Here is a 25,004-nt window from a genome sequence, read left to right as displayed (position 1 = left end):
AAGACCTCGATGATCTTCGACCACATCGGCTTCAACGTCAGCGACTTCGCCGCAATGCGCAGCTTCCTCGTCGCCGCGCTCGAACCGCTGGGCATCGGTATCACGAAAGAGGCTGAAGGCTGGGCCATGATCGGCCGCGCCGGCGAAGGCCAGTTCTGGTTCGGCTCGTTCAGCGCACCGCCTGGGCCGATCCACATCGCCTTCGCGGCCCAGGACCGCGAGCAGGTGCGCCGCTTCCACGCCGCCGCGCTGGCCGCGGGGGCGAAGGACAACGGCGCCCCCGGCCTGCGCCCGAACTACCACCCGAACTACTACGGTGCCTTCGTGATCGGCCCGGACGGCCACAACTTCGAAGCCGTCTGCCACAGCCCGCAGGCCTGAGACCGCAGGCCGCACGCCGCCGGCGCTCAGGCCACGAACCTGCAAGCGGCCGCCGGCGCGCGCGTGTCCATGTTGCGGCCCCGGTTCAGGTGGTCGTCGATCTCGGCGGCACAGCCGAGCATGCGCGGGACCAGGAAGACCGTGAACGCCGCCGTCTCCAGGTCGCGCTCGGCCACCTCGCCGCGCCGCAGCCGCTTCCACAGCATCTTCAGCAGCAGCGACGCGATCACCGCATCGACGTTGACGCAACAGACATTGCGCGACACGCCGGCGTCGAACAGCGCCTGCACCAGCGCGCGGTAGTACGCGTGGAACACGTTGTGCTCGCCGCGCTGCTCGAACAGCTGCGCGATGAAGACTTCGCGCGGATCGTGGTTGACCGGCTTGTCCTTGAAGACCGGGTGGTTCACGCCGGGCAGCTTCGCGATGTCGGTGCTGCCGATGCTGCGGCGCTCGGCCTTGTAGCTCGCATAGCGCTGCGCGGTGCGCCACGCGAGCGCCGCCAGGTCGATGCCGTGCTCCGGATCGCCCGGGTCGGCGAGGCGGGTGTCGCGGAACTGCTCGTTCAGGAACGCGATGCCTTCGTGGCCGTTGCCGCCGTGCGCATAGCCGGTGTGGGTCAGGAAACCCATCAGCGCCTTGTTCAGCTGCACGCGTTGCGCCGCCTCGGGCCCGTCGGCCGACACCGCTCCCTTCGCACCCTGCGCCGAGATCGCGCCCGGACCATTCGTCAGCAGCAGGCCGAACAGCGTCTGGAACACGAACAGGTCGTCGTCGACCGGCGGCAGCCCGATCAACGCGGCGAACACGGTCTCGGCGAGCGAACAACGGCCCAGCAGCTGCGCATCGTCGAAGCCGCAGAAGTGCCCATCGTGGTGCCGCGTGGCCGGCGCCGACGCGCCGATCAGCGTGCCGAACAAGGCCATCCACCACGGCAGGCTCTCGGCGGTGAGCCGCGACACGCGCTTGGCCATCAGCGGCGTCCAGGCCAGCGTCGTCGTGGTGGCGGCCAGCACGGCATCAGCGGTCGGATGGCCGGGCAGCGCACGCAGCCAGCGCAGCAGCACCGATTTCGTGCCACGTGCATCGAGCGCGGCAAGCAACGCCTGGGCGCGCGCATCGGGCGCCGCGCCGACCAGTCCCTCGCAGCCGAGGATCTCGACCTTGCCGAGGTCGAAGCGCTCGTCCACCGGGTCTTTCAGGCCGGCGGCGGCGAAGCGGTCGATCAGCAGCCGGGCCGCATCGCGCGCGCCCTGCTGGCAACGCGGCCCGACGATCGCCACGGCCGCCGCGATCACCGCGTTCGGCGCATTGCCGGCCTCGCGCGCGGCCTGGGCCGCGGCCAGCGCCGGCGTGCCGTGCAGGTTGACGTGCGCGGCCACCGCGGTCGCGACCAGGCGCCGGTCGTTCTCGTCGCCGACCTCGTGCAGCAGCGCAAGCTTGACGAGCGACTCGAAGGCCAGCGTCGCCGCCTGCAGCATCGAGACGCCGTACAGGCTGCCGAGCTGCGTCTGCGCGTCCATCTGCGACGCGCCGGACGCGTCCTTCATCGCCTGCCGCGGCAGGATGCCGCCGACCTGCCGGTTCACCTGCTCGACCTGCGCGCCATAGGGCGCGGCCGGCGCCACCACCTGCAGCGCGAGCGACGCCGGCAGCGCGAGCCCCGCATCGGACGCGAACCACGGCTTCAGCACCAGGCTGCCCTCGGGCTCGAAATCGGGCAAGGTCGCGTTGGCCCGCATCACCGCCATCAACGCGCCCGGGATGTGCGCGATGTTGGTCACCAGCGCGCCGCGCGCCGAGAAGCGCGGCTCCTCGGGCGTGAAGATGCCGTCGACGCCGAACTTGTCCATGAACCAGCGCTCCTTCGCAAGGGCATCGTCCTCGCAGCCGGCCATCGCGCCGGCATGGCCGACCGCGCGGGTCAGCCGGCTCTTCCAGCGGCCGACCACGCAGGCCACGACCGGCTTCGTGAACCGGGCGTCGAGCTCGTAGGTACCGCCCGGCTCGCAGTACAGCACCGCGGCCTTGCTGCGCGCGTCGTTGGCGAGCGCGAACGCGAACTCCGGCGCGGCATAGTGGATGTAGACATCCTTGCCGCTGGAGATCACGGTGGTCGTGCCCCAGCCGCTCATGCGCAGGTACTGCGCGATGGTCGTCGAGAAGCCGCCGGAGTTCGAGAAGATCGCGATCGAGCCCGGGCGCAGCGTGTCGCCCGGGGCGTCGCCGCCGAGCGCGCCGCCGATGCGCACCCGGTTCCACGCATCGGCCACGCCCAGCCCGTTGGCACCGAAGATGTCGACGCCGGCCTGCTGGCCCATCGCGCGGATCTCGCGCGCATCGTGCACCGCGATCTTCTCGGTGACGACGAACACCTTCTTCAGCTGGGGGTTCACGCGGATCAGCTCGGCCACGCCGTCGCGCGCGGCCGCCGGCGGCAGGTAGACCACGCCGCAGTTGAAGCGGTGGCCGGCCTGCAGCCCGTCGCGCACGTTGTTGTAGACGGGGATGTCGCCTGCCGCGGTGGCGAGCACCTGGCCGCCCTTGCCGGGAGCGGTGCCGAACACCACGTTGCCGCCCGACCAGGCATGGCCGACCGGCGTCACGTCGCTCGATTCGGCGCCGAGGATGTTGAGCACGCAGACGCGGTCGTCGCGCGTCGCGATCTGGGCGAGCGAGCTGATGCCGACGTAGTACCTGAAGTCGCCGACGCCTTGTTTCTGCAATGGATTCATCTGCATGGTGGTCCTCTCGTCAGGCGGTTTCCGACAGGCCCAGCCCGGCCGCGAGCTGCGCGCGGCCGCCGGCCTTCATCCACGCATCGGCCTGCTTCGCATAGGCGATGACCTGGCTGATGTCCGAATCGAAGCCGAACATCCGGTACGGCAGCCCGAGCTGGTCGCAGGTGTCGCGCAACGCGGCCATGCCGCGCACCAGGTTCGGCCCGCCGCGCCCGAGCACCACGTACAACGGCGTCGCGCCGTGCAGCCCGACGTGCTCGCGCAGCGCGTCGGCGATCGCGCGCAGCGTCTCGTGGATGTCGGTGTTGTTCGACTTGCCGCCGATGACGAACAGCACGTTGGCCTGCTTCAGCCAGTGCCGGAAGCAGATGCGCGCGACCTCTTTCATCTTCTCGTAGGGCGGGTTGCCGCCGAAGTCGGACGAGATGATGGCCGCATCGCCGAGCATCTCGGTGACCAGCGAATTGGCGCCGCCGCCGAAGGTGGGCGCGAGGATGGTGCCGGCATCGTTGACGACGTAGACGTCGCTCTGGCCCTGGTGCGTGCGCAGCTGGTTGATCTCCTGCTCGAAATCGGAATGGTCGGCGGTGAACAGGTGCGCCGGCAGCCCGAGCCGCGCCCAGCGCGGGTCGTCGCGGTCGAACCCGCACTTGAAGTCGCAGGCCACCGGCAGCAGCCGGCCCTTCGCGTCCTCGCGCAGGCGGATCGGGTTCAGCTCCAGCGTGGTCATGCCGAAGTCGTGGAACAGCTCCCACAGCTTCGGCAGCTGCTGCACCAGCGGCGAGATGATCTCGCGCGGCGCGCCGATCTCGCTGAGCGCATTGGCGACGACGAAGGCCTTCAGGCCGGTCAGCGGATCGAAGGGAACGACCGCGAGGTCGCGGCGCTCGACCTCTTCGATGTCGATGCCGCCGCGGTGCGTCAGCGTCATCGTCGGAGCCCGGAAGCGCGTCGAATCGGTGATCGAGAAATAGACCTCGTGCCGCGCCGGCACGCCGGCCTCGAAGGTGACGCCATTGGCCTTGGCCCGCTGGTGGCCCACCGCATGCTCGGCGAAGTACAGCCGCTCTTTCTCGGCCAGCGCCGCCCGCAGGTCGCTCGCCCGGCCCAGCAGCCCGGCCTTGCCCTTCTGGCCGATGCCGCCCTTGAACATCGGCTTCACGAACACCTGCCCGTGGCGGTCGATCAGCGACTTGATTTCTTCCTCGCTGGCGCCGGGGCCGAGCACCTCGGTGGCCGGGAAGCCGACGAACTGCAACAGGCGCGCGCCGTGGAACATGCCGGTGATCTGCATCGGTGTCTCCTTGTCGTCGCTGGTGCCGCAACGTGGCCGCGATGATCGGCAGGTGCGCTGTCGAAGCGCTGTCATCCGACGTTCATTCGGGCTATTCGACGCACAATGTCCGGCCCGTCCTGGCCCGCCCTGGAGAACGACGATGCCGACGCCCGACACGCTGGAGCGCTTCATTGCCATGGTCGAAAGCAACGCGCATGCGCAGGCCTGCGAGGCGTTCTACACCGAACAGTCGACGATGCAGGAGAACCAGGCACCGCCGCGCACCGGCCGCGATGCGCACGTGGCCGGCGAGCGCAAGGTGATGGCGCGCGCGCGGTCGGTGCGCTCGCAGTGCGTGCGGCCGGTGCTGGTGAACGGCGACCACGTCGTGATCCGCTGGATCTTCGATTTCGAATGGCTCGACGGCAGCACGACGCACATGGAGGAGCTCGCCTGGCAGCGCTGGGAGGGCGAGCGCATCGCCGAGGAGACCTTCTTCTATGATCCGGCGCAACGCGTGCCGCGCCCGGCACCGTCCTGAATTCCCCGGAGCACTTCGATTGGCATTGACCTGGACCACCAGCTGGCACGGCATCGGCTGGGATGAACTGGAGGCGCTGTACCGCGCCGCGGCACTGGGCAGCAAGAGCGCGGCGCTGTTGCAGACGGTGTTCACCAACAGCCGCTTCAGCTGCTTCGCGCGCGAGGCCGACGGCCGGCTGGTGGCCGCCGGGCGGGTGCTGTCCGACGGCGCCGACTGCGCCTATGTGTGCGATGTCGCGGTGCACCCCGACCAGCAGGGGGTCGGCGTGGGCGCCGAGGTGATGTCGCGCTTGCTCGCGATGTGCGCCGGGCACCGCAAGATCATCCTCTACGCCGTGCCGGGCAAGGAGCCGTTCTACCGCAAGTTCGGATTCCGGCGGATGCGCACCGCGATGGCGATCTTCGACGACCAGGCCGCCGCCTTCACCAAGGGACACATCGATGCCGAATGACGGGTTCCCGCCGGCCGTCGCCTGTGCCTGAGCCGATGCGCCCCCGCGGCTGGCCGACGGACGCCGCCCTCGCGATGATCGGCTTCTACCAGCGCTTCATCTCGCCGCACAAGGGCTTCCGCTGCGCGCACGCAGTGCAGACCGGGCGGCGCGGTTGTTCGGCGCTCGGCGCGCGGGCGATCCGCCGCCACGGCCTGTGGAACGGGCTGGGCGTGCTCGGTTGCCGGCTCGATGCCTGTGCGCTGAGCCACGAGACCTTGCGGGCGGCACGCCCTCGGCCTCATCTGCATCCGCAGGCAGGTTTGTGCGACTTCGACTGCGGCGGAGCCGATTGCAATCCCTTCGACGCCTGCGATGTCGCCCAGTGCGCCTGCGATGCGGCGGACTGCTGCGATTGCTTCGACCGCCGCAAACGCTGCAGCCGCAATTCCTCTGCCGACGCCGCGCGCGAACGCATCGCCGCGCGGCAGAATCGGCGCAGGGAACGGCAGTCCGCTGCGCCGCCCTACCCTCCGCCACCCGTTGCGCCGCCGAGGGAACCCTGATCTCCCTGGAAGGAATTCGCGATGTGCCGCAACATCAAGACCCTGTTCAACTTCGAGCCGCCGGCCACCGAGCTGGAGATCCGCGATGCCTCGCTGCAGTTCGTGCGCAAGCTCAGCGGCTTCACGGTGCCGTCGAAGGCCAATGAAGCGGCGTTCGAGCGCGCGGTGGCCGAGGTCGCCGCGTCGGCCCGCACGCTGATCGATTCGCTCGTCACCACCGCCCAGCCGCGCGACCGGGAGGTCGAGGCGGCCAAGGCCCGCGCACGATCGGCCGAACGCTTCGGCACCTGAACTCTCGTCCCCGGATTCGCATCCGGGCTACGGCTTCAGCATCTCGGCCATCTTGGCCAGCAGGTCGGGCTTCGAGAACGGCTTGTCCAGCCCGGCGCAGCGCGTCGCCTTCAGGAACTCGCTGGCATCGGGCGACAGCGTGTCGCCGGTGACGAACAGGAAGCGCTGCGCCAGCTCCGGCTGGCGCGCCGATGCGGCCCGCCACAGCGCCGCGCCGTCCATGTCGGGCATGCGCAGGTCGGACACCACCGCATCGAAACGCGCCGCGTCCAGCAACTCCAGCGCCACCGCGCCCGACAGCGCGGTCGCGACCGCATAGCCGGCACGCTCCAGCATGTCGCGCAGCAGCTCGGCCAGTTCGGGCTCGTCGTCGACCACCAGCACCTGTGCCAGCGCCGGCACCTCGGCCGGCGGCGCCACCGGCTGTTCGGCGGGCGGTTCGGCCTCGCCGCTCAGCGGCAGGCTCAACCGGAACGACGCGCCCTGCGCCGTCGATTCGAGCACCAGCTCGCCACCATGCTCGCGCGCCACCGAGCGAGACACCGACAGGCCCAGCCCGGTGCCCAGCCCTTCCGGCTTGGTGGTGAAGAAGGTCTCGAACAGCCGCGCACGCACCTCGGGCGCGATGCCCGGCCCGCTGTCGACGACGCGCAGCCACACCCGCGGCTCGCGGTCGGTGCGGCGCTGCTCGACGCCGGTGCTGACGTGCACGCGGCGTTCGCCCACCGTCAGCGTCAGCGCCTGCTGCGCATTGACCATCAGGTTCAGCACGATCTGCGAGATCTGGTCGCCGTCGCCCATCACGCTCGGCAGCTGCGGCGCCAGGTCGAGCTGCAGCGCGACGTTGTGGCTGCGGTAGGTGTAGCCCAGCAGGTCGGCCGCCGCGCACACCAGGTCGTTCAAGGCCACCGCGCCGCGCTGCGACGGCCGGCTGCGCGCCATGTTCAGGAAGGTGCGCACGATGCGCCCGCAGCGTTCGGCCGCCTCGCGGATGCGCTGCACGTCGTGCTGCAGGTCGGGCCGGTCCTCGCACTTTTCCTCGAGCAGCGTCGCGCGGCCCATCACGATCGCGAGCGGGTTGTTCAGCTCGTGCGCGACGCCGGCCAGCAGGCTGCCCATCGCGGTCAGGCGCTCGCTCTGGCGCAACGCCTCGCGCTGGCGCTCGATCTGGCGCGCCGCATCGTGGCGCTCGGACACGTCGGCGATCGAGGCGGTGTAGAACGCGGTGCCGCCGACATCGCTGCGCCACAGCACCATCTCGATCGGGAACTCGCTGCCGTCGGCGCGCAGCGCATGCAGCTCCATGCGCTTGCCGAGCACCTGCGCCGGGCCGCCGGCCTGCATGCGGCGCAGCCCCGCCTCGTGCGCGGCGCGGTGGCGCTCGGGCACGATCACCTCGCTGACCGGCCGCCCGACGACCTCGGCGCGCCGGCGCCCGAAGATGGTCTCGGCCGACGGATTGAACTCGACGATGCGGCCTTCGGCATCGGTCGAGATCAGCGCGGCCAGCGCATGGTCGACGATCGCCGACTTCAGCGCCTCGCTGGCGCGCAGCTGCTCCTGGCGCAGCGCGAGTTCTTCTTCGCCGAGCCGCAGGTCGGTGTGGTCGAGCCCGCAGACCACCACCGCCTGCACCGGCCCGCCGCCGGGCGTGTACGGCACCAGCACCTGCTCGCGGTAGCGCCGGCCCTGCAGCTGGTAGTTGACCCAACCCTGCAGGTGCAGCGACTCGCCGGCGAACAGCCGCTCGAAGATCGGCACGAAGCTGCGGTACACGCCGTCGTCGAGCACTTCGGACATGTGGCGGCCGATCACCCGCTCGGGCGGCAGGCCCATGAAGCGCAGCGCCTCGAGGTTGGCGTACAGGTAGCGCCCATCCCGGCCGATCACCGCGACGCGGGTGTTGATGTGCTCCAGCAGCACGCCCATCAGCACCGGATCGAGCATCGGCAGCGACGGCGGCCGCTCGCCCCAGCGCGTCTGCGACCAGCGCAGTTCGCGCTGATCCGGACCGGCCTGGAGCAGCCCGGCGCTCGGCCCGCCGCGTTCCTCGCTCATCGGAAGCCGAGCACCACGCGCCGCGTCTGGGCGGACTTCTTCTCGATCTTCGTGACGACCACCGCGCCGATGTCGGCGGTGTTCGCGACGTGCGTGCCGCCGCAGGGCTGCAGGTCGACGCCCTCGATCTCCAGCACCCGCACCCGGCCCAGTCCACGCGGCGGCTGCACGCTCATGCTGCGCACCAGGCTGGGGTTGGCGTCGAGTTCGGCTTCGCTGATCCAGCGGTGGCGCACCGGGTGCGCGCCGGCCACCAGCCGGGCCAGGCCGGCGGTCAGCGCCTCCTTGTCGAGCGGGTCGGTCATGTGGAAATCGAGCCGGGCCGAGTCGGCGGTGATCGAGCAGCCGTCGACCGGGTGCGGCACCAGCGCGCACAGCAGGTGGGTCGCGGTGTGGAAGCGCATGTGGCGCTCGCGGCGGGCGCGGTCGATGCGGGCGGTCACCGGCTGGCCGACCGCGAGGCCCGCGAGCAGGTCGTCCTGCCCCGGCGCCGGCACATGGACGATCTCGCCGGGCGCCGCGCCCTTGCGGGTGTCGGCAATCTGCAGCACGCGGCCGTCGGCCAGCCGCAGCTCGCCGCGGTCGCCGGCCTGCCCGCCGCCGAGCGGGTAGAACACCGTGCGGTCGAGCTGCACGCCGGCCTCGCCGAGCGCGACGATGCGGGCCTCGCAGTCGTCGAGCGCGGCGTCTTCGCGGAACAGTTCTTCTGTCATCGCTGGGGTCATCGTGGTCATCCAGGCCGTCAGGCGGGTTCGGTGATGAAGCGGCGCAGCACGTCGAAGGCCTCGTTCGGCTTCTCGCGCCAGGCGCCATGGCCGATGCCGGGGAAGGCATGGAACTGCCGCCACTGCGCCGGCAGCGCCGCGGCGATGTCCTGCGCATCGGCCAGCGGGCACACCGGGTCGAGCTCGCCGGCCAGCACCAGCACCGGGCATTGCGCGGCGGCCAGCCCGGGCAGCAGGTTCATCTGCCGCTGCTCGCCGCGGATGAAGGCCTGCAGGATCTCCGGCGCGGTGAAGCGCCACGGCGCGCTCTCGACCCGGCCGACCAGGCTCGGGTTGTACAGCGGCTTGCAGACGCGCTGGTAGACGGCGTTGTTCTCGTCGGTCGGGTCGGCCCAGAAGCGCTCGGCCACCGCGCGCGCCTCGGCGCCGCCGAGCTGCTCGAACATCGCGAGCTTGCGCGGCATCGCCATGCTGCCGGCGGTGCTGGACAGGATCACCTTGGCCGCATGCGCCGGGTGGCGCGCGATGTAGCGCTGCGCGACGAAGCCGCCGAACGACTGGCCGAGCACGATCGGCTTGACGATGCCGAGCGCGTCGCACAGCCGCACCACGTCGTCGGCCCAGGTGTCGAGCGTCCATTCCGACGGCGGTCGGCGGTCGCTCATGCCATGGCCGCGGTGGTCGTAGTAGACGATCTGGGCCAGGTCGGCCAGGCGCGAGAAGAGGGGCTTGAAGGCGACGTGGTCGAAACCGGGGCCTCCGTGCAGCAGCACGAGGCTGGGTTTTTCCCGCACGCCGTTGCCGTCGGGGACGAGGCCGGGGCCTTCGACGTCGACGAACAGCCTGACACCGGGTTCGATTTCGATACGCACGCGCTGGACCCTTCGTCGTTCAACCGAGGGTCGATCTTGCCACGCCGGTGGCCCATCCCGGGCCGTGCTAGCCCGGATGCCGATCCGGGATCGCTGCGCTCAACCGTTCAACAGGCGCTGGCGCTTCTGGGTCTGGTCGATGTAGCGCTGCAGCGCGCGCGTGACGTCGCTGGTGGGGTTGACGATCTCGCAGCCGAGGCGCACGCCGCGCGAATCGGGGTTGATCGAGGTCACGTGCTGCAGGCGCAGCGCGACGTGGACCCGGGTGTCGACATCGAGGTCCATCTGCACGCCATTGAGCACCACGCCGGCCGGCAGCGGCGGCACGTCGTCGGGCAGGAAAAGCGCGCAGCCGCCGATGCTCACGTCGAGCACGCGCAGCGCGAGCGGCATGTCGTGGATGGCCGGGTGGCGCACGCGCGCCATCGGGGCGCTGCGCAGCAGCGGCCGCACGCGGAACCCGCTGCGGCGCTGGAAACGGAACAGTTCGCGCGGCATCGCGCAGTTGAGCACGGCGCTGCGGCCGTTGTGCACCACCACCAGCCCGATCGCGTCGAACTGCAGCTTGATGCTGTCCAGGTAGGCGACCGCGACGGCATCGGCCGACTCGACCAGCGACTGCACCTGGTTGCTCTCGGCTTCGGCACTGAAGCTGATCAGGCCGCGCAGCGAATCGAACGACCACAGCGTGGTGGTGTAGGTCGCGCCGTCGCTGCCGTTCAGGTGGACGATCACGTTGCCGTCCTGCAGCCGCTTGAGCATCGCCAGCACCTCGGGCACGGCCGAGATGCGGAAATCGTCCAGCCCGCCATGGGTGGCGGACAGCGCGTCGAGCGGCATCGGCATCGTGTCCACGTTCAGCTCCGGCTCGGGGGATCGGCAGGTCAGTGAACGGTTTTCGGCTTCCCTGCCAGGATCGCGTCCAGGTCTTCGAGCCAGGGTTCGGCCAGGTGGCGGATCTCGGCGTCATTGACGAGGATGCGCTGCATGATGCGCGATTTCAGCTGGGCTTCTTCCGAATCCAGCGGGCGCTGCGAGGCGGCGTGCTTGAGCTGCGAGATCAGCACCGCGCAGGCGCCTTCGAGCTTGACCACGTGGTCCCAGTTGCCGACGCGGGCGGCTTCGAGCATGTCCTGGCTGGCGCGCTCGATGGCTTCGTAGTAGTTCAGCAGGGCCTTGTTCATGGGGTGGTCTCCGTTGTCGTTCGACCGGTCGATCTGGAAATGCTTCATGGTGTGCGGGTCCGGTGGTCAGGCGGCGGTCTTGATGGCGATCTCGGCCCACGCACTGCGCAGCGGCTCGATCAGTTGTGCGCATTCGTCGAGGGCCGCCTCGTCGTTGTGGCGGTTGGCCTGGGTCAGCCGCAGCGCCAGGTAGGCATACAGGTCGTTCAGGCTGGCCGCCAGCTGGCCGCCTTCCTTCAGGTTCAGCCCGGCCTTCAGGCCTTCGTCGACGATGCGCACCGCGCGGCCGATCGCACGGCCCTTCTCTTCGATCTTGCCGGCGCGCATGGCGCCACGCGCCTGGGCGATGCAATCGATCACCCCGTCGAACAGCATCGCGATCAGCTGGTGCGGCGAGGCGCTGTCGACCCCGGTACCGACCTGCACGGCATGGTAGGCATTGCGGCCGCCGCCGAAGGGCGATGCTGAGTAGTCGGATCCGAACATGTTGTAGGCCTTGTGCGTGACTGGATGCACTGTTTATCGGCCCGCCCTGCGCAGCCTTTAGGCCGCACAACAGGGGTGAAACAGGGTCCATTTCAACTTCAAGTGTGAAGGGATGTTGCAGCCCTCCCCCCGTTGTCCTGAGCAGGGACCGGGCTTGTCGAGGGTCCGTGTCGAAGGGTTGCGGCCGACGCGTGCGGGCCTTCGACAAGCTCAGTCCGAACGGCTTGTGTACGCAGGCTTCGACAGGCTCAGCCCGAACGGTCTCCCCTCGCGAGCGCAGTGAAGCAATCCAAGCAACTCGCCCAGGAACCGGCTTTGCCGGGCCTGCGGCGAGGCGCCCCCTCGGGGGGCCGAGCCCGGACATGAACAGTCCTGAGGACTGTTCGTGCCTGGCGAGGGGCTGGGCCTCAGGCCCAGCGCGGCCTGCAAGGCAGGAGCGAAGCGACGTGGGGGCTACGTCGACTTGTTCCAGTTGGCGATCTGCTGCGTGATGTAGGAGCTGAGCGTGTTCAGCCCGGCCATCTTCGTGTCGAGCGCGGTGTACTGGGCACGCAGGCGCTTCTCGGTGGACGTCATCCGGTCGGTGATGTCGTCCTGCCGTTCCTGGTTGTCCTTCAGCGTGCTGTTCAGCCCGGTGGTGCGGGCGGCCAGCAAGCCGTCGGTGCCCAGCACCTGGTCGCCCAGCGCTCGCAGCTTCTGCGCGAAGCCGTCGTTGGCGGAGTCGGTGGTGTCGCTGTTGGCGAACGCCTTCTTCATCTCGGTCAGGTTGCCCAAGGCGCTGGTCAGCTTGGTGTCGTTGACCTTCAGCGTGCCGTCGGTCTGGATCTCCAGCCCGATCGAGGACAGCGTCGGGAACGCGCTCGAGGCCGAGCCGGTGCCGGTCAGCATCGAGCGCAGCTGGCGCTGCAGCGACACCGCGGTGCTGTCGCCCTGCAGCGTGCCGGCCGTCTTGGTGGCGTCGTCGTACTTGGTCTGCGACTTCAGCAGCGACGCGAGACCGTTGTAGGCGGCCGTGAAGTTGGTGAGCGCGCTCTTGATCGAGGTGTTGTCCTGCGCGACGCTGATCTGCACGTCACCGGTGGTGACCTTCTGCAGCGTCATCGTCAGGCCCTGCACCACATCGTTCAGCGTGTTGCTCGCCGACGTGATGTCCAGGCCGTTGATCTTGGCCTTCGCGTCGGACGCCGTCTGCGTGCGCGTCATCGCGGCGCTGCCGTCGGTCGCGTCGTAGGCGAAGGCAGACGGGCCGGCGCCGCTTGCCGTCACGCGGAAGCCGTTGTCGACGCCGGTGGAGGACGACGACAGCACCAGCCGCGCACCGCTCGAGTCGGTGACGATGGAGGCGGACACACCGCCGCCGGCGGCATTGATCTTGTCGCGCACGTCGGCCAGCGTGTCGGTCGCGCTGATCGCGATGTTCATCGAATTGATGGTCGCACGGGCCTTGAAGCCCGGCTCGGTCACGTCCCAGCTGCCGATGTCGATCGTCAGCCCGCCTTCACCGACGACGGTGCTGCTGGAGGCGAAGCTGGTGCTCGCCACCGATTGCGCGGCGGCCAGCTTCGACACGCTGACGGCATAGTTGCCGGCGGCAGCGCCGGAGCCGCTGGAGACGGAGATCGAGGCGGTGTCGGCCGACGTGGCCGTCGTCGCGCTCCAGGTCGCGGCCTTGGTCAACGCGAGCGCGGCGTCGCGGAAGCCCGACACCGAGGACTGGATCGACCCATAGGCCGAGATCTTGGTCTGGATCTTCGACGCTTCGGTCTGCAGCTGCGTGACCGGCAACTGCTCGACGGCCATCAACTTCGTGATGATCGATTCGACCGGAAGGTTGCTGCCTATCCCTGCTGATGTAACTGATGCCATGACCGTGACCTTTCGGAAGAGTGGACGGCAAGCAGAGGAAGCCTCGCTGCCACTGTCCTAAAAGAAGAGGGACGCCCCCAAAGGGGAATCCGATATCGCGTGTATCGGAGTCACAGTCGGCAACTTGAGCCCTCGGGTGCGAAATTTTTCACGCACCGCGCCTCACTCGTCGTTCATCAGCCCTTCAGCAGCTGCAGCACCTGCTGCGGCAGCTGGTTCGCCTGCGCCACCATCGCGTTGCCGGCCTGCTGCAGGATCTGCGAGCGGCTCAGCGCGGCGGTTTCGGCCGCGAAGTCGGCGTCCATGATGCGGCTGCGGGCGGCCGACTGGTTCTCGACGTTGGTCTGCAGGTTCGAGATCACCGAATCGAAGCGCGACTGGCTCGCACCGTAGGTGGCGCGGGTGTCGTTCACCAGGTTCAGGGCCTGGTCGATGCTGTCGATCACGGTGGCCAGCGCGGTCGAATCGGTCGTGCTGTCGATGACGGTCGTCGCGGCAGTCACGGCGGTGATCGATGCATCGATGGTCAGGTCGACGGTGTTGATGTCGATCGTGTCGTTGACCGTCGTGTTGGCACCGACCTGGAAGGTCTGGACGCCGGTCGACGCGAGGATCGGCTGGCCGTTGAACGTGGTGCCGGCCAGCACGCGGCCGATTTCGGCCGACAGCTGCTGGAATTCCTTGTTCAGCGAATCCTTGTCGCTGCCGCTGTTGGTCGAGTTGCGGGCCTGCACCGACAGTTCGCGCATGCGCTGCAACGCATCGCCGACCTTGGACAGCGCACCTTCAGCGGTCTGCGCGAGCGAGATGCCGTCGTTGGCATTGCGCACCGCGACATTCATGCCGCGCACTTGCGCGTTCATGCGTTCGGCGATGGCGAGGCCGGCGGCATCGTCCTTCGCGGAGTTGACCCGCAGGCCGGACGACAGGCGCTGCATCGAGACGGCCAGCGCGGACTGGGAAGAATTCAGGTTTCGTTGCGCGTTCAGCGAAACGATGTTCGTGTTGATGGTTTGTGGCATGAAGCACTCCTCAAGAATCAATGACTCCCGGCGAAATGCGCCGGCGCTTGCCGCAGGGGGGGACATGCCCTGCGTCAGACCCGGCGCGAATCACCGTTGGCCACCGACATGAAAGGTGTGCTGTTGCACACCGCCCCGTCAGCATCCTTCAGTGGATCCGGACCGCAGATCCCGGGCGAGGAACCTGTGGAAGTGATTGTTCCGAGAACTGGAGTCGGGCTAAACCGCGAAATGAGCCGGTCTGACCCGCCTTTTCATCCGCCAAACGAAAAGGCCCCGCCCGGTTTCCCGGGCGGGGCCTTCAGAAGCGAGCCTGGCGGCTTACTTCAGCAGCGACAGCACTTGCTGGGGCAGCTGGTTGGCTTGCGCCACCATCGCCGTGCCGGCCTGTTGCAGGATCTGGGCACGCGACAGGTTCGACGTTTCAGACGCGAAGTCGGCATCCGTGATGCGGCTCTTGGCGGCCGACTGGTTCTCGACCGAGGTCTGCAGGTTCGAGATCACCGAGTCGAAGCGGTTCTGCGCCGCACCGTACATGGCGCGCTCGCTGTTGACCTTGTCGATCGCGCCGTCGATGTTGTCGATCACGGTCTTCAGCGCGGCCGAGTCGGTCGTGCTGTCGATGACCACGGTGCTGGCCGTCACGGCAGTGATGCTGGCATCGGCCGTCATGTCGGTCGTCGTCACGGTGATGACGTCGTTGGTCGTGGTGTTGGCACCGATCTGGAAGTCCTTGGCACCGGCGCTGGCGCCGATGATCGAGATGCCGTTGAAGGTGGTGCCGCCCAGGACGCGGGTGATTTCCGACGACAGCTGCTGGAATTCCTTGTTCAGGGAATCCTTGTCGCTGGATCCGTTGGTGCCGTTACGGGCTTGCACGGCGAGTTCACGCATGCGTTGCAGCGAATCGCCGACCTTGCCCAGCGCGCCTTCAGCGGTCTGCGCCAGCGAGATGCCGTCGTTGGCATTGCGGATCGCGACGTTCATGCCACGGACCTGGGCGCCCATGCGCTCCGAGATCGCCAGGCCGGCGGCGTCGTCCTTGGCGCTGTTGACGCGCAGGCCGGAAGACAGGCGCTGCATCGAGGTGGACAGCGCGTTCTGGGTCGTCGACAGATTGCGTTGTGCGTTCAGCGACGTGACGTTGGTGTTGACTGACATGCTCATTTGAAATACTCCAATAACGGTTGAACTGAGACCCGGCAGGAGCGCCGGCATTGCCTCGGCAGATGGGTATCTACCTTCGATCCTTTTCTGCCTAAACGGCGGCACACCGTGGTGTGCCGCTTGCTGCGCCCGGCTGGTCTGCCGGACCCCGGCGCCGTTGTTGCGTCGCCGTTGGAGGCTTTATCGGACCGCCACTTTCGGGACTTGAGTCCGTGCTTCCAAAATTTCTGCGGGATCCCCCGAACAAAGGGGGCGGAACCCGCCTTCTATCTGCATTCGCGGCCGGAACTTGAGGGTCCGTGAAGACGTTTCAGAGTGTGTCAAGCAGCGAACTGGCGGGCATCTGCGGTGCATCTCCGGCGCTTCGCCGACGGGCTACTTCCTAGAATTTCAGGCACCCTTTCCTGGGGCGTGCCCACGCGCGCCATCACGATGCACACCAAAGCCCACAAGCCCCCCAAGACCCGCCCTGCCCTCATGCCGCCGTTCGCGCGGACCGCGCAGCGCGATTGGGAAGAGGGCCTGGTCCACGCGAAGGCGGGCGATTGGGCGAAGGCCGAGCACGCCTTCCACCGCGCGAGCGAACGCAACCCGCGCGACACCGTCTACCTGCTCAACCTGGCCCGCGCGCAAATGAAGAACGGCGCGCACGACAAGGCGCTGCAGAGCGCGCAGTCGGCGCTCGCGCTGAAGCCCGACGATGCGCTGGCACGCATGATCGTGGCCGACTGCCTGAGCGCGCAGCACCGCTACCTGGAGGCCGCGAATTGCCTGCAGCAGCAGCCCAACCAGACACCGCGCAACGCCGAGTACTACCAGAACCTCGGCGAGGCGCTGTTCAACGCCGGGCAGCACCAGGCGGCGATCGCCGCGCTGTTCGAGGCGCTGTCGCGCAATGTCGACCACGCGCTGTCGCATTACCGCCTCGGCCTGTCGTTCAACGCGCTGGGCATGAAGCAGGAAGCGACCGAATGCTTCCGCACCGCGCTGATCCTCGGCCTGGGCGGCGGCGACCTGGCCGCGCAAGGGCTGCTGGCGTTCGTCGAGCGCGAGCTGTGCCGCTGGCAGAACGCGCAGGCCGACGTGGCTGCGCTGCAGCGGCTTGCCGCGGCGCTGCCGGACGACGCGGCGAGCTGGGCGTCGGTGTTCGCGCAGGTCACGGTGACCGACGACCCGGACGCGCAGCGCCGCGTCGCGCGCTCGTGCTGGCGCTTCCAGACGCGCCGCGTCGAGGCTTTCGCGCCGGTGGCGCCGCGCCCGCTGCCCGCACGTCTGCGGGTCGGCTTCGTCTCGGCCGACTTCCACCAGCATGCCACCGCGATCCTGATGGCCGAGGTGTTCGAGAAGCTCGACCGCAGCCGCTTCGACATCACGTTGTATTCACACGGCCCGGACGACGGCAGCCCGATGCGGGCGCGCCTGCGCGCGGCCGCCGACCGCTTCGTCGACGTGGCCCGGCGCAGCGACCTGGAGGTCGCGCAGCAGGTGCGGCACGACGAGGTCGACGTGCTGGTCGACCTGAAGGGCCACACCCGCGACGCGCGGCTCGCGATCTTCGGCCACCGTGCGGCGCCGGTGCAGCTCAGTTTCCTCGGCTTCCCCGGCACGACCGGCGCGACGCCGGCCGACGGCATCGACTACTTCGTCGGCGATGCGATCGTCTCGCCGCTCGCGCACGCGGCGCACTTCAGCGAGAAGCTCGCGTTGATGCCCGGCTGCTACCAGCCGAACGACCGGCAGCGCCCGCTGCCCGGCCCGTACGGCCGCGCGCAGGCCGGCCTGCCGGAAGGCGCACTGGTGCTGTGCGGCTTCAACCAGCCGTTCAAGCTGTCGCCCGAGGTCTTCGATGTCTGGTGCCGCCTGCTGCAGCGCCTGCCGAACGCCGTGCTGTGGCTGCTGCAATGGAACGACCACTCGCCGGCGCAGCTGCGCGCCGAGGCCGCCGCGCGCGGCATCGACCCGCAGCGCCTGGTGTTCGCGCCGAAGATCGGGTTGCGCGAGCACCTGAGCCGCCTCGCGCTGGCCGACCTGTTCATCGACACCTGGCCCTGCAACGGCCACACCACCGCCAGCGACGCGCTGTGGGCCGGCGTGCCGGTCGTCACGTACGCCGGCCAGACTTTCGCCTCGCGCGTGGCCGCCAGCCTGCTTGACGCCGTCGGCCTGCCGCAACTGGCCTGCACGACGGTGGCCGACTACGAAGCCCGCATCGTCGAACTGGCCGGCGACGCCCCGGCGCGCCAGGCCCTGCGCCAGCACCTGGTGGCAGCCCGCGACACCGCCCCGCTGTTCGACAGCGAGACCTGGACCCGCGACTTCGGCTGCCTGCTGTGGGCAGCGGCCGAGCGCTGGTCGCACGGGCTGCCGCCCGACCACATCGTCCTCGCCGACGAAACCCCTGAAGGAGCGCCTGCATGAACGACCTGCCCGACATCCACCTGTGCATCGTCCAGCCCGCGGGCTACGTGCATTCGCTCGGCTTCCTCGACCAGGCGCGCTACTTCCGCCACCAGTTCCGCCGCATGGGCGCCGAGGTGAGCCTCGCGAAGAACCGGCTGCGCCATGACGCGGTCAACTTCGTGTTCGGCGCGCACCTCGGCTTCGACGCCGCGCTGCGCGAGCGCCACACCTGCGTGTTCGTGAACCTGGAGCAGCTCGGCCGCGACGGCGCGCCGGTCGGCGACGACTACCTGAAGCTGCTGGCCGGCTCGGCGGTGGTCGAGTACGACGCCGACAACATCGCCGCGTACACCGCCCATGCCGACGACGTGCCGGTGTTCCCGCTGCTGTTCGCGCCCTACCTGAAGCCGGCGCAGACGCTGCCGCTGGAAGAGCGCCCGATCGACCTGCTGTTCATCGGCAGCATGAACCAGCGCCGGCTCGACCTGCTGAAACGCATCGAGGCCACCGGCCGCCGCATCGCGCAGTTCGACCAGCCGCTGTACGGCCCGGAGCGCGACCAGGTGATCCTGCAGGCCAAGGCCGTGGTCAACCTGCACTTCTACCCGACCAGCCGCTTCGAGCAGGCGCGCGTGTCGCACTGCCTGTCGCTGGGCACGCCGGTGCTGTCCGAGCGCCGGCCGCAGACCCGCCCGCACGAGGCCTTCGAAGATTGCGTCGGCTGGTTCGACGAGTCCAGCCTCGAGGCGGTGTTCGGCCAGCACTTCGGCACGCCGGCGTTCTTCGAGCAGGCGCGCGCGCAGGTGCAGCGCTTCGAGGCGGCCGAGCCGATCGAAGCCTATGCCGACATCCTCGCGTTCGCCGCCGGCTACGCCCGCGTGCACCAGGAGCGCCGGCCGCAGGAGCCGTGGAAGCCCACGCGCATCAACCTCGGCTCGGGCAAGGACTACAAACCGGGCTGGCTGAACGTCGACATCCTCGAGCGCGCCCAGCCCGACCTGGTGCTCGACCTCGGCCAGCCGGTGCAGTGGCCGCACCGCGCGAGCTCGTCGTACGGCGGTGAGATGCAACTGGACGCCGGCAGCGTCGACCTGATCTTCGCGAACAACGTGCTCGAGCACGTGCCCGACCTGCCGACGCTGATGGGCAACTGCCTGGCGCTGCTGAAGACCGGCGGCCAGTTCATCATCGAGGTGCCGTACGAACACGCGGCGACCGCCTGGCAGGACCCGACTCACCTGCGCGCGCTGAACGAGAAGTCGTGGCTCTACTACACCGACTGGTTCTGGTACCTCGGCTGGTTCGAACACCGCTTCCAGCTGGCGCAGTTCCACTACCTCGACGATGCGCTGCGCGAATGCCCGAAGGAGCGCGCCGCCTTCATGCGCGTCGTGCTGGCCAAGGTGGAAACCTCGCTGCGCGAGCGCACCACCGCCCGGGTGATGCGGGCCGATTTCGCGCTGCCGGACGACATGTCCGACGCCTATGCGGCGGATCTGGCAGCCATCGCGGCCTGAAAGAGCCCTCCCCACGACCGAAAAGACCGCCCTGTCGGTCTTTTTTTCGTTTGGCGACAAGCACTTGCGTGCGCGCGTCAGCTTCCCTGGCAGCCGTGTAGGAATTTGCCTGACAAGGGTGATGGAAGAAGCTGGACTCAAGCCACAGAACTGACCTGATGTTTGGGTCCATCTTGCTTCTTCACAATCCGTTCCACGTTGAGACAAGTAGCAAGCAAACCGCAACACACACAGAGGAACGAGACATGAACGCCGACCAAATCCTGACCGAGATCCGTGAAGCCAACCTGTCGTACCTGATGCTGGCCCAGAGCCTGATCCGCAGCGACCGCGAACAAGCCCTGTACCGCCTGGGCATCACCGACGAAAGCGCATCGCTGATCGGCCTGCTGACCCCGGCGCAGATGATGAAGGTGGCTGCCAGCAACACGCTGCTGTGCCGCTTCCGCATGGACGACGACCTGGTCTGGGGCTTGTTGACCAACCACGGCAAGACCGCGTCGAACGACACGACGAGCCGCCTGCACGCCAGCATCCTGATGGCCGGCCGCCACCACGAAGCCGCCTGAATCCAGCGACCGCCGCAGCCGCCACATTAAAAATCAAGGAGAGAGACATGACCCGCACCAAGAGCATCCTGACCGAAGCCAAGCAGATCGAGCGCGCCGTGACGCTGATCAACCTGGGCGCCCGCCTGCAGGTGCTGGAATCGGAAACCGATCTGTCCTACGAGCGCCTGCTGCGCCTGTACAAGGAAGTCTCCGGCAAGTCGCCGAGCAAGGGCCAGCTGCCCTTCTCCACCGACTGGTTCATGACCTGGCAGCCGAACATTCATGCCTCTCTGTTCCTGAACATCCACGAATACCTGAACAAGGTGGCCGTGATGGACGAGATCGACGTCGTCATCAAGGCTTACCAGCTGTACTCCGAGCAGACGCAGGCGCAGGGCCTGGAAGCGCTGCTCTCGGTGACCCGCGCGTGGCGCCTGGTCAAGTTCGTCGACAACGGCATGCTGACGATGACCAAGTGCTCGAAGTGCGGCGGCCATTTCGTCAGCCACCCGCACGAGATTTCGAAGCATTACGTGTGCGGCCTGTGCAACCCGCCGGCGCGTGCCGGCAAGGGCAAGGCCACCGGCGGCATCCAGATGCACTGAAAGACGGCAGACGCCCTCAAGTCGAGCGGTGGACCGTCGATAAAGCTCTCAACGATTTCTGTTTTTCCCTGGGTAGTGTGAGTTAGCGACTTTTGTTTTCTTGATCTCCTCCTGGCGCTGAAAAGTGCTTTCAACGGATCCTTCGGGGTCCGTTTTCTTTTGGTCGGCGGGTTTGCTCTGCGTGAGGCTGCTGCCGGGTCTCGCCCCGGCGGGCGAGTCACTTTCATTTGAGCCCAAATGAAAGTAACCAAAGCAAAGGGCCTCAACACACACCATACGGTTCGTTCAGTCTCGCTGCGGACAACACTGCCACTCGGCTGCACATCCCCGTTCGTCGGGATTGTTGTTCTCCCGCGCCACTCGACTCGCGCTCGTCGCTTCGTCTCGCCCCCACGACCGCCGCGTCGTCTGGGCGAAGCGCAGCGAGCCGGGTGGAGAAGAACGGCCAACAATCCCAGTCAAGGCGGATCACCTGCGGCGTGGCCGTGTTGTCCGCAGCGAGTCAGAACGAACCGTATGGTGTTCGGGTTCAAGCGCCTTCTTTGGTTACTTTCTTTGGCAAGACAAAGAAAGTGACTCGCCTGCCGGGGCGAGACCCGGCGCCGCCTCACGCAGTGAGAAGAACACTAGGCCTCGCGCAGCGAGAAGGAATCTCTTTTCCAGCGCTGTTCGAGCGATTGCCGCCCCCCCACCCCCCCGACACTCAAGTGACTGGGGTCAGGGCCGATAACGGTCCGAGACATGCGCTGGACAGGGCGTGCTCCCCACCCACACGGAACACCTGGAACATGTTCGTCCTCATCGGTTACGCGGTTGCCCTCGGGTGCATCTTCGGTGCCTACGTGCTGCACGGCGGCAACCTGGGCGTCATCATCCACGCGCTGCCGACCGAGCTGATGGCGATCCTGGGCGGCGCGCTCGGCGCGTTCGTCGTGAACAACCAGCCGAAGGTGCTGAAGGCGACGCTGGCCGCGCTGCCGACGCTGCTGAAGGGTTCGAAGTATTCGAAAGCCCGCTACATGGAGCTGCTCGCGCTGCTCTACGACATCCTGCAGAAGGCGCGCAAGGAAGGACTGATGTCGATCGAGAACGACGTCGAACGCCCGCACGAATCGGCCCTCTTCAAGAAATACGCGACGGTGGGCAACGACCACCACGTGGTCGAGTTCATCACCGACTACCTGCGCATGATGGTCTCGGGCAACCTGAATGCCCACGAGATCGAAAGCCTGATGGACAGCGAGATCGACACCCACCACCACGAGGCGCATGCGCCCGCCGCGGCGATCGCCCGGCTGGCCGGCGCGCTGCCGGCGTTCGGCATCGTCGCCGCCGTGCTCGGCGTCGTGAACACGATGGGCTCGGTCGGCCAGCCGCCGGCGATCCTCGGCGGCATGATCGGCTCGGCGCTGGTCGGCACCTTCCTCGGCATCCTGCTGGCCTATGCGGTCGCCGAGCCGCTGGCCGGGCTGATGGAACAGAAGAACGACGAGAACGGCAAGGAGCTGCAGTGCATCAAGACCACGCTGCTCGCGAGCATGCAGGGCTATGCGCCGCAAGTGGCGGTGGAGTTCGGCCGCAAGGTGCTGTATTCGGCCGACCGCCCGACCTTTGCTGAGCTCGAAGGCCATGTGAAAGGCAAGAAATAATGGCCGGCGATTCGAAGAAGCTGCAGCCGATCATCATCAAGCGCGTCAAGAAGGGCGGCCACGGCGCCCATGGCGGCGCGTGGAAGATCGCGTACGCCGACTTCGTCACGGCAATGATGGCGTTCTTCCTGCTGATGTGGCTGCTCGGCTCGACCACCGAAGGCGACAAGAAGGGCATCGCCGACTACTTCCAGGCGCCGCTGAAGGTGGCGCTGCTGAGCGGCGGCAGCGGCTCGGGCGATTCGTCGCACGTGATCAAGGGCGGCGGCACCGACCTGACCCGCAGCGGCGGCCAGGTCAAGCGCGGCGACAACGCGTCGCGCAGCACCATCAACCTGGCTGCGGTCAAGGCCGAGCAGCGCCAGGCCGAGGCCCAGCGCCTGCAGGCGCTGAAGCAGCATGTCGAAGACGTGCTGGCCGGCAATCCGAAGCTGGCGGCGCTCAAATCGCAGATCCGGCTCGACATGACGCCCGACGGCCTGCGCATCCAGATCGTCGACGACCAGAACCGGCCGATGTTCGACAGCGGCAGCGCCCTCGTCAAACCCTACATGCGCGAATTGCTGCAGGAGATCGGCGGCGTGCTGGCCGAGGTGCCGAACCGGTTGACGCTCGAAGGCCACACCGACGCCGCGCCGTTCGGCGGCGGCGAGCGCGGCTACAGCAACTGGGAGTTGTCGTCGGACCGGGCCAATGCATCGCGCCGCGAACTGCTGCTGGGCGGATTGCCCGAAGACCGCATGCTGCGGGTGCAGGGCCTCGCGTCGAGCGCGCTGTTCGACCGCAACGACCCGTTGAGCCCGACCAACCGGCGCATCAGCATCATCGTGATGAACCGCGAGGCGGAGGACCGATTCTTCCAGACCACGCCCTTGATGCCGGAGCCCGAGGCACCGGCCGCCGAGGGGGCGGCGACGCCGCCCTCAACTTCCGCCGCCACTGCCCGATAACTGCCGCAAGCAGCCGTTTCCAGGCTCCACCCCGTACCCACCGCCCCAAGCGACCCAGCGAGGACTCTCATGAGCACCGATTTGAAATTCCTGATCGTCGACGACTTCTCGACCATGCGCCGCATCGTGCGCGGTCTGCTGAAGGAGATCGGCTACAACAACGCCGAAGAGGCCGAGGATGGCGCGGTGGCGCTGAACATGCTGAAGAACGCGAAGTTCGACTTCGTCGTCAGCGACATCAACATGCCGAACATGAACGGCTTCGAGCTGCTGTCGGCGGTGAAGGCCGATGCGAGCCTGAAGCACCTGCCGGTGCTGATGGTGACCGCCGAGGCGCGCAAGGAAGACATCGTGCGGGCGGCGCAGGACGGCGCGGCCGGCTACATCGTCAAGCCTTTCACGAAGGCGACGCTGGAAGAAAAAGTCCAGAAGATCATGCAGAAGCTGGCCACTGCGGCCTGATGCCGAACCAGCCCCCCGACGTACAAGGGAACACACCATGAAGATGGACACGATGGCCACGCTGGCCCCGACGGTGCCTGCGGCCTCGCCCGAGGTCTTCCAGCAGCTCGGCGCGATCACGCGCCAGTTGCATGACACGCTGATGCAGCTGGGCGTGATGCCCAAGCTGCGGACCGCGGCCGACAACCTGCCCGACGCGCGCAGCCGCCTGAACTACATCGCCGAGAAGACCGGCGCCGCGGCCAACAAGGTGCTGAATTCGGTCGACCAGGCCAAGCTGGAGCATGGGCACATCGCCTCCGAGACGCGCCGGCTGGCGGCGGCCATCGTGGCCGACCCGGTGAAGGCGGTGGCCTCGGGCTCGGTGATGAATTTCGTCGGTGACGTCGAGGCCGCCACGGCGCGCATCGACCTGCACCTGACCGACATCATGATGGCGCAGGATTTCCATGACCTGACGGGCCAGGTGGTGGCCAAGGTCGTCGCGCTGGCGTCGGACCTGGAAGACAGCCTGGTCAAGCTGCTGGTGCAGGCGGCGCCGCCGGAGCAGGTGCAGAAGGTGGAGTCTTCCATCCTGAACGGGCCGGTCGTGAACCCCGAGGGGCGCACGGACGTGGTCGCGAACCAGGGGGAGGTCGACGACCTTCTCGCCAGTCTCGGGTTCTGAACCTCGTCCCGGTTCGGGGACTCGCTGCGCGAGGGCTCTTTCTCGCTGCCGGAGGGCTTCTTCTGACTGCGTGAGGCTGCTGCCGGGTCTCGCCCCGGCGGGCGAGTCACTTTCATTTGAGCCCAAATGAAAGTAACCAAAGCAAAGGGCTTGAACACACACCATACGGTCTCGCCCCGGCGGGCGAGTCACTTTCATTTGAGCCCAAATGAAAGTAACCAAAGCAAAGGGCTTGAACACACACCATACGGTTCGTTCTGACTCGCTGCGGACAACACGGCCACTTCGGCTAGGGCTCCACCTTCGCTGGGATTGTTGGCCGTTCTTCTCCACCCGGCTCGCTGCGCTTCGCCAGGATGACGCGGCGGTCGCGGGGGCGAGACGAAGCGACGAGCGCGAGTCGAGTGGCGCGGGAGAACAACAATCCCAGCGAACGGGGATGTGCAGCCGAGTGGCAGTGTTGTCCGCAGCGGGCCAGAACGAACCGTATGGTGTGTGTTGAGGCTCTTTGCTTTGGTTACTTTCATTTGAGCCAGCAAATGAAAGTGACTCGCCCGCCGGGGCGAGACCCGGCGCCGCCTCACGCAGTGAGAA

Annotated in this window: 24 protein-coding genes; 13 read left to right on the top strand and 11 right to left on the bottom strand. The window is 67.9% G+C overall.

All coding sequences use genetic code 11. The features are described 5' to 3' along the window. Positions 1-9 precede the first annotated feature (9 nt). Positions 10-381 carry a VOC family protein gene (locus tag ASC98_RS12455; protein WP_369820470.1) on the top strand — a complete coding sequence of 124 codons (372 nt, stop codon included), beginning with the start codon at positions 10-12 and terminating at the stop codon, positions 379-381. A 26-nt stretch (positions 382-407) separates the two neighbouring features. Here ASC98_RS12455 and ASC98_RS12450 read toward each other — a convergent pair whose 3' ends face one another. Then, positions 408-3,122 (bottom strand): CoA-binding protein, encoded by a 2,715-nt coding sequence (locus ASC98_RS12450; RefSeq protein WP_235581247.1) that lies wholly within the window; start codon positions 3,120-3,122, stop codon positions 408-410. A gap of 13 nt (positions 3,123-3,135) precedes the next feature. After that, the gene (locus ASC98_RS12445; protein ID WP_056802406.1) at positions 3,136-4,416 is read right to left on the bottom strand and encodes an ATP citrate lyase citrate-binding domain-containing protein; all 1,281 of its coding nucleotides are present in this window, start codon (positions 4,414-4,416) and stop codon (positions 3,136-3,138) included. Between the two features lie 142 nt (positions 4,417-4,558). On the opposite strand from ASC98_RS12445, the gene ASC98_RS12440 reads away from it, so the two are divergent. The 4 genes from ASC98_RS12440 to ASC98_RS12425 all read left to right on the top strand — a co-directional run bounded on the left by ASC98_RS12440 (position 4,559) and on the right by ASC98_RS12425 (position 6,229). Next, complete coding sequence (locus ASC98_RS12440) at positions 4,559-4,939, top strand: nuclear transport factor 2 family protein (RefSeq protein WP_056802403.1); 381 nt, start codon at positions 4,559-4,561, stop codon at positions 4,937-4,939. Between the two features lie 19 nt (positions 4,940-4,958). Next, the gene (locus tag ASC98_RS12435) at positions 4,959-5,393 is read left to right on the top strand and encodes a GNAT family N-acetyltransferase (protein ID WP_056802400.1); all 435 of its coding nucleotides are present in this window, start codon (positions 4,959-4,961) and stop codon (positions 5,391-5,393) included. A 74-nt stretch (positions 5,394-5,467) separates the two neighbouring features. Further along, positions 5,468-5,938, top strand: coding sequence for a membrane protein insertion efficiency factor YidD (gene yidD, locus ASC98_RS12430; protein ID WP_200953077.1), 471 nt, complete (start codon positions 5,468-5,470; stop codon positions 5,936-5,938). Between the two features lie 21 nt (positions 5,939-5,959). After that, positions 5,960-6,229, top strand: a complete 270-nt coding sequence (locus tag ASC98_RS12425; RefSeq protein WP_056802365.1) for a DUF2277 domain-containing protein — start codon at positions 5,960-5,962, stop codon at positions 6,227-6,229. A gap of 27 nt (positions 6,230-6,256) precedes the next feature. Here ASC98_RS12425 and ASC98_RS12420 read toward each other — a convergent pair whose 3' ends face one another. The 9 genes from ASC98_RS12420 to ASC98_RS12380 form a co-directional block, all read right to left on the bottom strand. Beyond that, positions 6,257-8,287, bottom strand: coding sequence for a PAS domain S-box protein (locus ASC98_RS12420; protein WP_056802363.1), 2,031 nt, complete (start codon positions 8,285-8,287; stop codon positions 6,257-6,259). Continuing rightward, positions 8,284-9,000, bottom strand: a complete 717-nt coding sequence (locus ASC98_RS12415) for an alanyl-tRNA editing protein (RefSeq protein WP_056819987.1) — start codon at positions 8,998-9,000, stop codon at positions 8,284-8,286. The genes ASC98_RS12420 and ASC98_RS12415 overlap by 4 nt, the downstream gene beginning before the upstream one ends. A gap of 29 nt (positions 9,001-9,029) precedes the next feature. Then, on the bottom strand, positions 9,030-9,884 hold the full coding sequence (locus tag ASC98_RS12410; protein WP_056802358.1) for an alpha/beta fold hydrolase: 855 nt from the start codon (positions 9,882-9,884) through the stop codon (positions 9,030-9,032). Between the two features lie 99 nt (positions 9,885-9,983). Further along, the gene (locus ASC98_RS12405) at positions 9,984-10,730 is read right to left on the bottom strand and encodes a flagellar brake protein (RefSeq protein WP_235581251.1); all 747 of its coding nucleotides are present in this window, start codon (positions 10,728-10,730) and stop codon (positions 9,984-9,986) included. 38 nt (positions 10,731-10,768) lie between these two features. Beyond that, entirely contained in the window at positions 10,769-11,068 is a 300-nt protein-coding gene (locus ASC98_RS12400) for a flagellar protein FliT (RefSeq protein ID WP_056804615.1), read from the bottom strand. A 66-nt stretch (positions 11,069-11,134) separates the two neighbouring features. Continuing rightward, positions 11,135-11,554 carry a flagellar export chaperone FliS gene (gene fliS / locus ASC98_RS12395; protein WP_056802351.1) on the bottom strand — a complete coding sequence of 140 codons (420 nt, stop codon included), beginning with the start codon at positions 11,552-11,554 and terminating at the stop codon, positions 11,135-11,137. A gap of 453 nt (positions 11,555-12,007) precedes the next feature. Beyond that, positions 12,008-13,420: a flagellar filament capping protein FliD gene (gene fliD, locus ASC98_RS12390; RefSeq protein WP_056802349.1), complete on the bottom strand. Its 1,413-nt coding sequence runs from the start codon at positions 13,418-13,420 to the stop codon at positions 12,008-12,010. A gap of 176 nt (positions 13,421-13,596) precedes the next feature. Then, positions 13,597-14,442 (bottom strand): flagellin, encoded by an 846-nt coding sequence (locus tag ASC98_RS12385; RefSeq protein ID WP_056802347.1) that lies wholly within the window; start codon positions 14,440-14,442, stop codon positions 13,597-13,599. A gap of 321 nt (positions 14,443-14,763) precedes the next feature. Next, the gene (locus tag ASC98_RS12380; RefSeq protein ID WP_056802345.1) at positions 14,764-15,609 is read right to left on the bottom strand and encodes a flagellin domain-containing protein; all 846 of its coding nucleotides are present in this window, start codon (positions 15,607-15,609) and stop codon (positions 14,764-14,766) included. A gap of 432 nt (positions 15,610-16,041) precedes the next feature. Between ASC98_RS12380 and ASC98_RS12375 the strand changes: the two genes are divergently transcribed. The 8 genes from ASC98_RS12375 (at position 16,042) to ASC98_RS12340 (ending at position 24,410) form a co-directional block, all read left to right on the top strand. Continuing rightward, positions 16,042-18,027 carry a glycosyltransferase family 41 protein gene (locus tag ASC98_RS12375; RefSeq protein ID WP_157598112.1) on the top strand — a complete coding sequence of 662 codons (1,986 nt, stop codon included), beginning with the start codon at positions 16,042-16,044 and terminating at the stop codon, positions 18,025-18,027. Further along, complete coding sequence (locus ASC98_RS12370; protein ID WP_056802341.1) at positions 18,024-19,526, top strand: methyltransferase domain-containing protein; 1,503 nt, start codon at positions 18,024-18,026, stop codon at positions 19,524-19,526. The genes ASC98_RS12375 and ASC98_RS12370 overlap by 4 nt, the downstream gene beginning before the upstream one ends. Before the next feature lie 245 nt (positions 19,527-19,771). Further along, the gene (gene flhD, locus ASC98_RS12365) at positions 19,772-20,095 is read left to right on the top strand and encodes a flagellar transcriptional regulator FlhD (protein ID WP_056802340.1); all 324 of its coding nucleotides are present in this window, start codon (positions 19,772-19,774) and stop codon (positions 20,093-20,095) included. Positions 20,096-20,142: 47 nt separating this feature from the next. Continuing rightward, positions 20,143-20,682, top strand: coding sequence for a flagellar transcriptional regulator FlhC (flhC, locus tag ASC98_RS12360; RefSeq protein WP_056802338.1), 540 nt, complete (start codon positions 20,143-20,145; stop codon positions 20,680-20,682). A gap of 788 nt (positions 20,683-21,470) precedes the next feature. Continuing rightward, the gene (gene motA / locus ASC98_RS12355) at positions 21,471-22,331 is read left to right on the top strand and encodes a flagellar motor stator protein MotA (protein ID WP_056802335.1); all 861 of its coding nucleotides are present in this window, start codon (positions 21,471-21,473) and stop codon (positions 22,329-22,331) included. Next, on the top strand, positions 22,331-23,281 hold the full coding sequence (gene motB / locus ASC98_RS12350; RefSeq protein WP_056802333.1) for a flagellar motor protein MotB: 951 nt from the start codon (positions 22,331-22,333) through the stop codon (positions 23,279-23,281). The genes motA and motB overlap by 1 nt, the downstream gene beginning before the upstream one ends. A gap of 69 nt (positions 23,282-23,350) precedes the next feature. Continuing rightward, on the top strand, positions 23,351-23,743 hold the full coding sequence (cheY, locus tag ASC98_RS12345) for a chemotaxis response regulator CheY (protein WP_047511116.1): 393 nt from the start codon (positions 23,351-23,353) through the stop codon (positions 23,741-23,743). A gap of 37 nt (positions 23,744-23,780) precedes the next feature. Further along, entirely contained in the window at positions 23,781-24,410 is a 630-nt protein-coding gene (locus ASC98_RS12340; RefSeq protein WP_056802330.1) for a protein phosphatase CheZ, read from the top strand. Positions 24,411-25,004: the final 594 nt, after the last annotated feature.

The sequence above is a fragment of the Rhizobacter sp. Root1238 genome, from assembly GCF_001425825.1.
Taxonomy (GTDB): domain Bacteria; phylum Pseudomonadota; class Gammaproteobacteria; order Burkholderiales; family Burkholderiaceae_C; genus Rhizobacter.
This window is presented reverse-complemented; position numbering and strand designations above follow the sequence as displayed.

Excerpts from the sequence above, each read along its gene's own strand:
- ASC98_RS12400 (WP_056804615.1), bottom strand. The coding sequence starts at position 11,068 with ATGAACAAGGCCCTGCTGAACTACTACGAAGCCATCGAGCGCGCCAGC.
- ASC98_RS12445 (WP_056802406.1), bottom strand. The coding sequence starts at position 4,416 with ATGCAGATCACCGGCATGTTCCACGGCGCGCGCCTGTTGCAGTTCGTC.
- flhC (WP_056802338.1), top strand. The coding sequence starts at position 20,143 with ATGACCCGCACCAAGAGCATCCTGACCGAAGCCAAGCAGATCGAGCGC.
- ASC98_RS12415 (WP_056819987.1), bottom strand. The coding sequence starts at position 9,000 with ATGACAGAAGAACTGTTCCGCGAAGACGCCGCGCTCGACGACTGCGAG.
- ASC98_RS12380 (WP_056802345.1), bottom strand. The coding sequence starts at position 15,609 with ATGAGCATGTCAGTCAACACCAACGTCACGTCGCTGAACGCACAACGC.
- ASC98_RS12375 (WP_157598112.1), top strand. The coding sequence starts at position 16,042 with ATGCACACCAAAGCCCACAAGCCCCCCAAGACCCGCCCTGCCCTCATG.
- ASC98_RS12425 (WP_056802365.1), top strand. The coding sequence starts at position 5,960 with ATGTGCCGCAACATCAAGACCCTGTTCAACTTCGAGCCGCCGGCCACC.
- ASC98_RS12420 (WP_056802363.1), bottom strand. The coding sequence starts at position 8,287 with ATGAGCGAGGAACGCGGCGGGCCGAGCGCCGGGCTGCTCCAGGCCGGT.
- fliD (WP_056802349.1), bottom strand. The coding sequence starts at position 13,420 with ATGGCATCAGTTACATCAGCAGGGATAGGCAGCAACCTTCCGGTCGAA.
- fliS (WP_056802351.1), bottom strand. The coding sequence starts at position 11,554 with ATGTTCGGATCCGACTACTCAGCATCGCCCTTCGGCGGCGGCCGCAAT.
- ASC98_RS12340 (WP_056802330.1), top strand. The coding sequence starts at position 23,781 with ATGAAGATGGACACGATGGCCACGCTGGCCCCGACGGTGCCTGCGGCC.
- motA (WP_056802335.1), top strand. The coding sequence starts at position 21,471 with ATGTTCGTCCTCATCGGTTACGCGGTTGCCCTCGGGTGCATCTTCGGT.
- ASC98_RS12385 (WP_056802347.1), bottom strand. The coding sequence starts at position 14,442 with ATGCCACAAACCATCAACACGAACATCGTTTCGCTGAACGCGCAACGA.
- yidD (WP_200953077.1), top strand. The coding sequence starts at position 5,468 with ATGATCGGCTTCTACCAGCGCTTCATCTCGCCGCACAAGGGCTTCCGC.
- ASC98_RS12455 (WP_369820470.1), top strand. The coding sequence starts at position 10 with ATGATCTTCGACCACATCGGCTTCAACGTCAGCGACTTCGCCGCAATG.
- ASC98_RS12370 (WP_056802341.1), top strand. The coding sequence starts at position 18,024 with ATGAACGACCTGCCCGACATCCACCTGTGCATCGTCCAGCCCGCGGGC.
- motB (WP_056802333.1), top strand. The coding sequence starts at position 22,331 with ATGGCCGGCGATTCGAAGAAGCTGCAGCCGATCATCATCAAGCGCGTC.
- flhD (WP_056802340.1), top strand. The coding sequence starts at position 19,772 with ATGAACGCCGACCAAATCCTGACCGAGATCCGTGAAGCCAACCTGTCG.
- ASC98_RS12450 (WP_235581247.1), bottom strand. The coding sequence starts at position 3,122 with ATGCAGATGAATCCATTGCAGAAACAAGGCGTCGGCGACTTCAGGTAC.
- ASC98_RS12440 (WP_056802403.1), top strand. The coding sequence starts at position 4,559 with ATGCCGACGCCCGACACGCTGGAGCGCTTCATTGCCATGGTCGAAAGC.
- ASC98_RS12405 (WP_235581251.1), bottom strand. The coding sequence starts at position 10,730 with ATGCCGATGCCGCTCGACGCGCTGTCCGCCACCCATGGCGGGCTGGAC.
- cheY (WP_047511116.1), top strand. The coding sequence starts at position 23,351 with ATGAGCACCGATTTGAAATTCCTGATCGTCGACGACTTCTCGACCATG.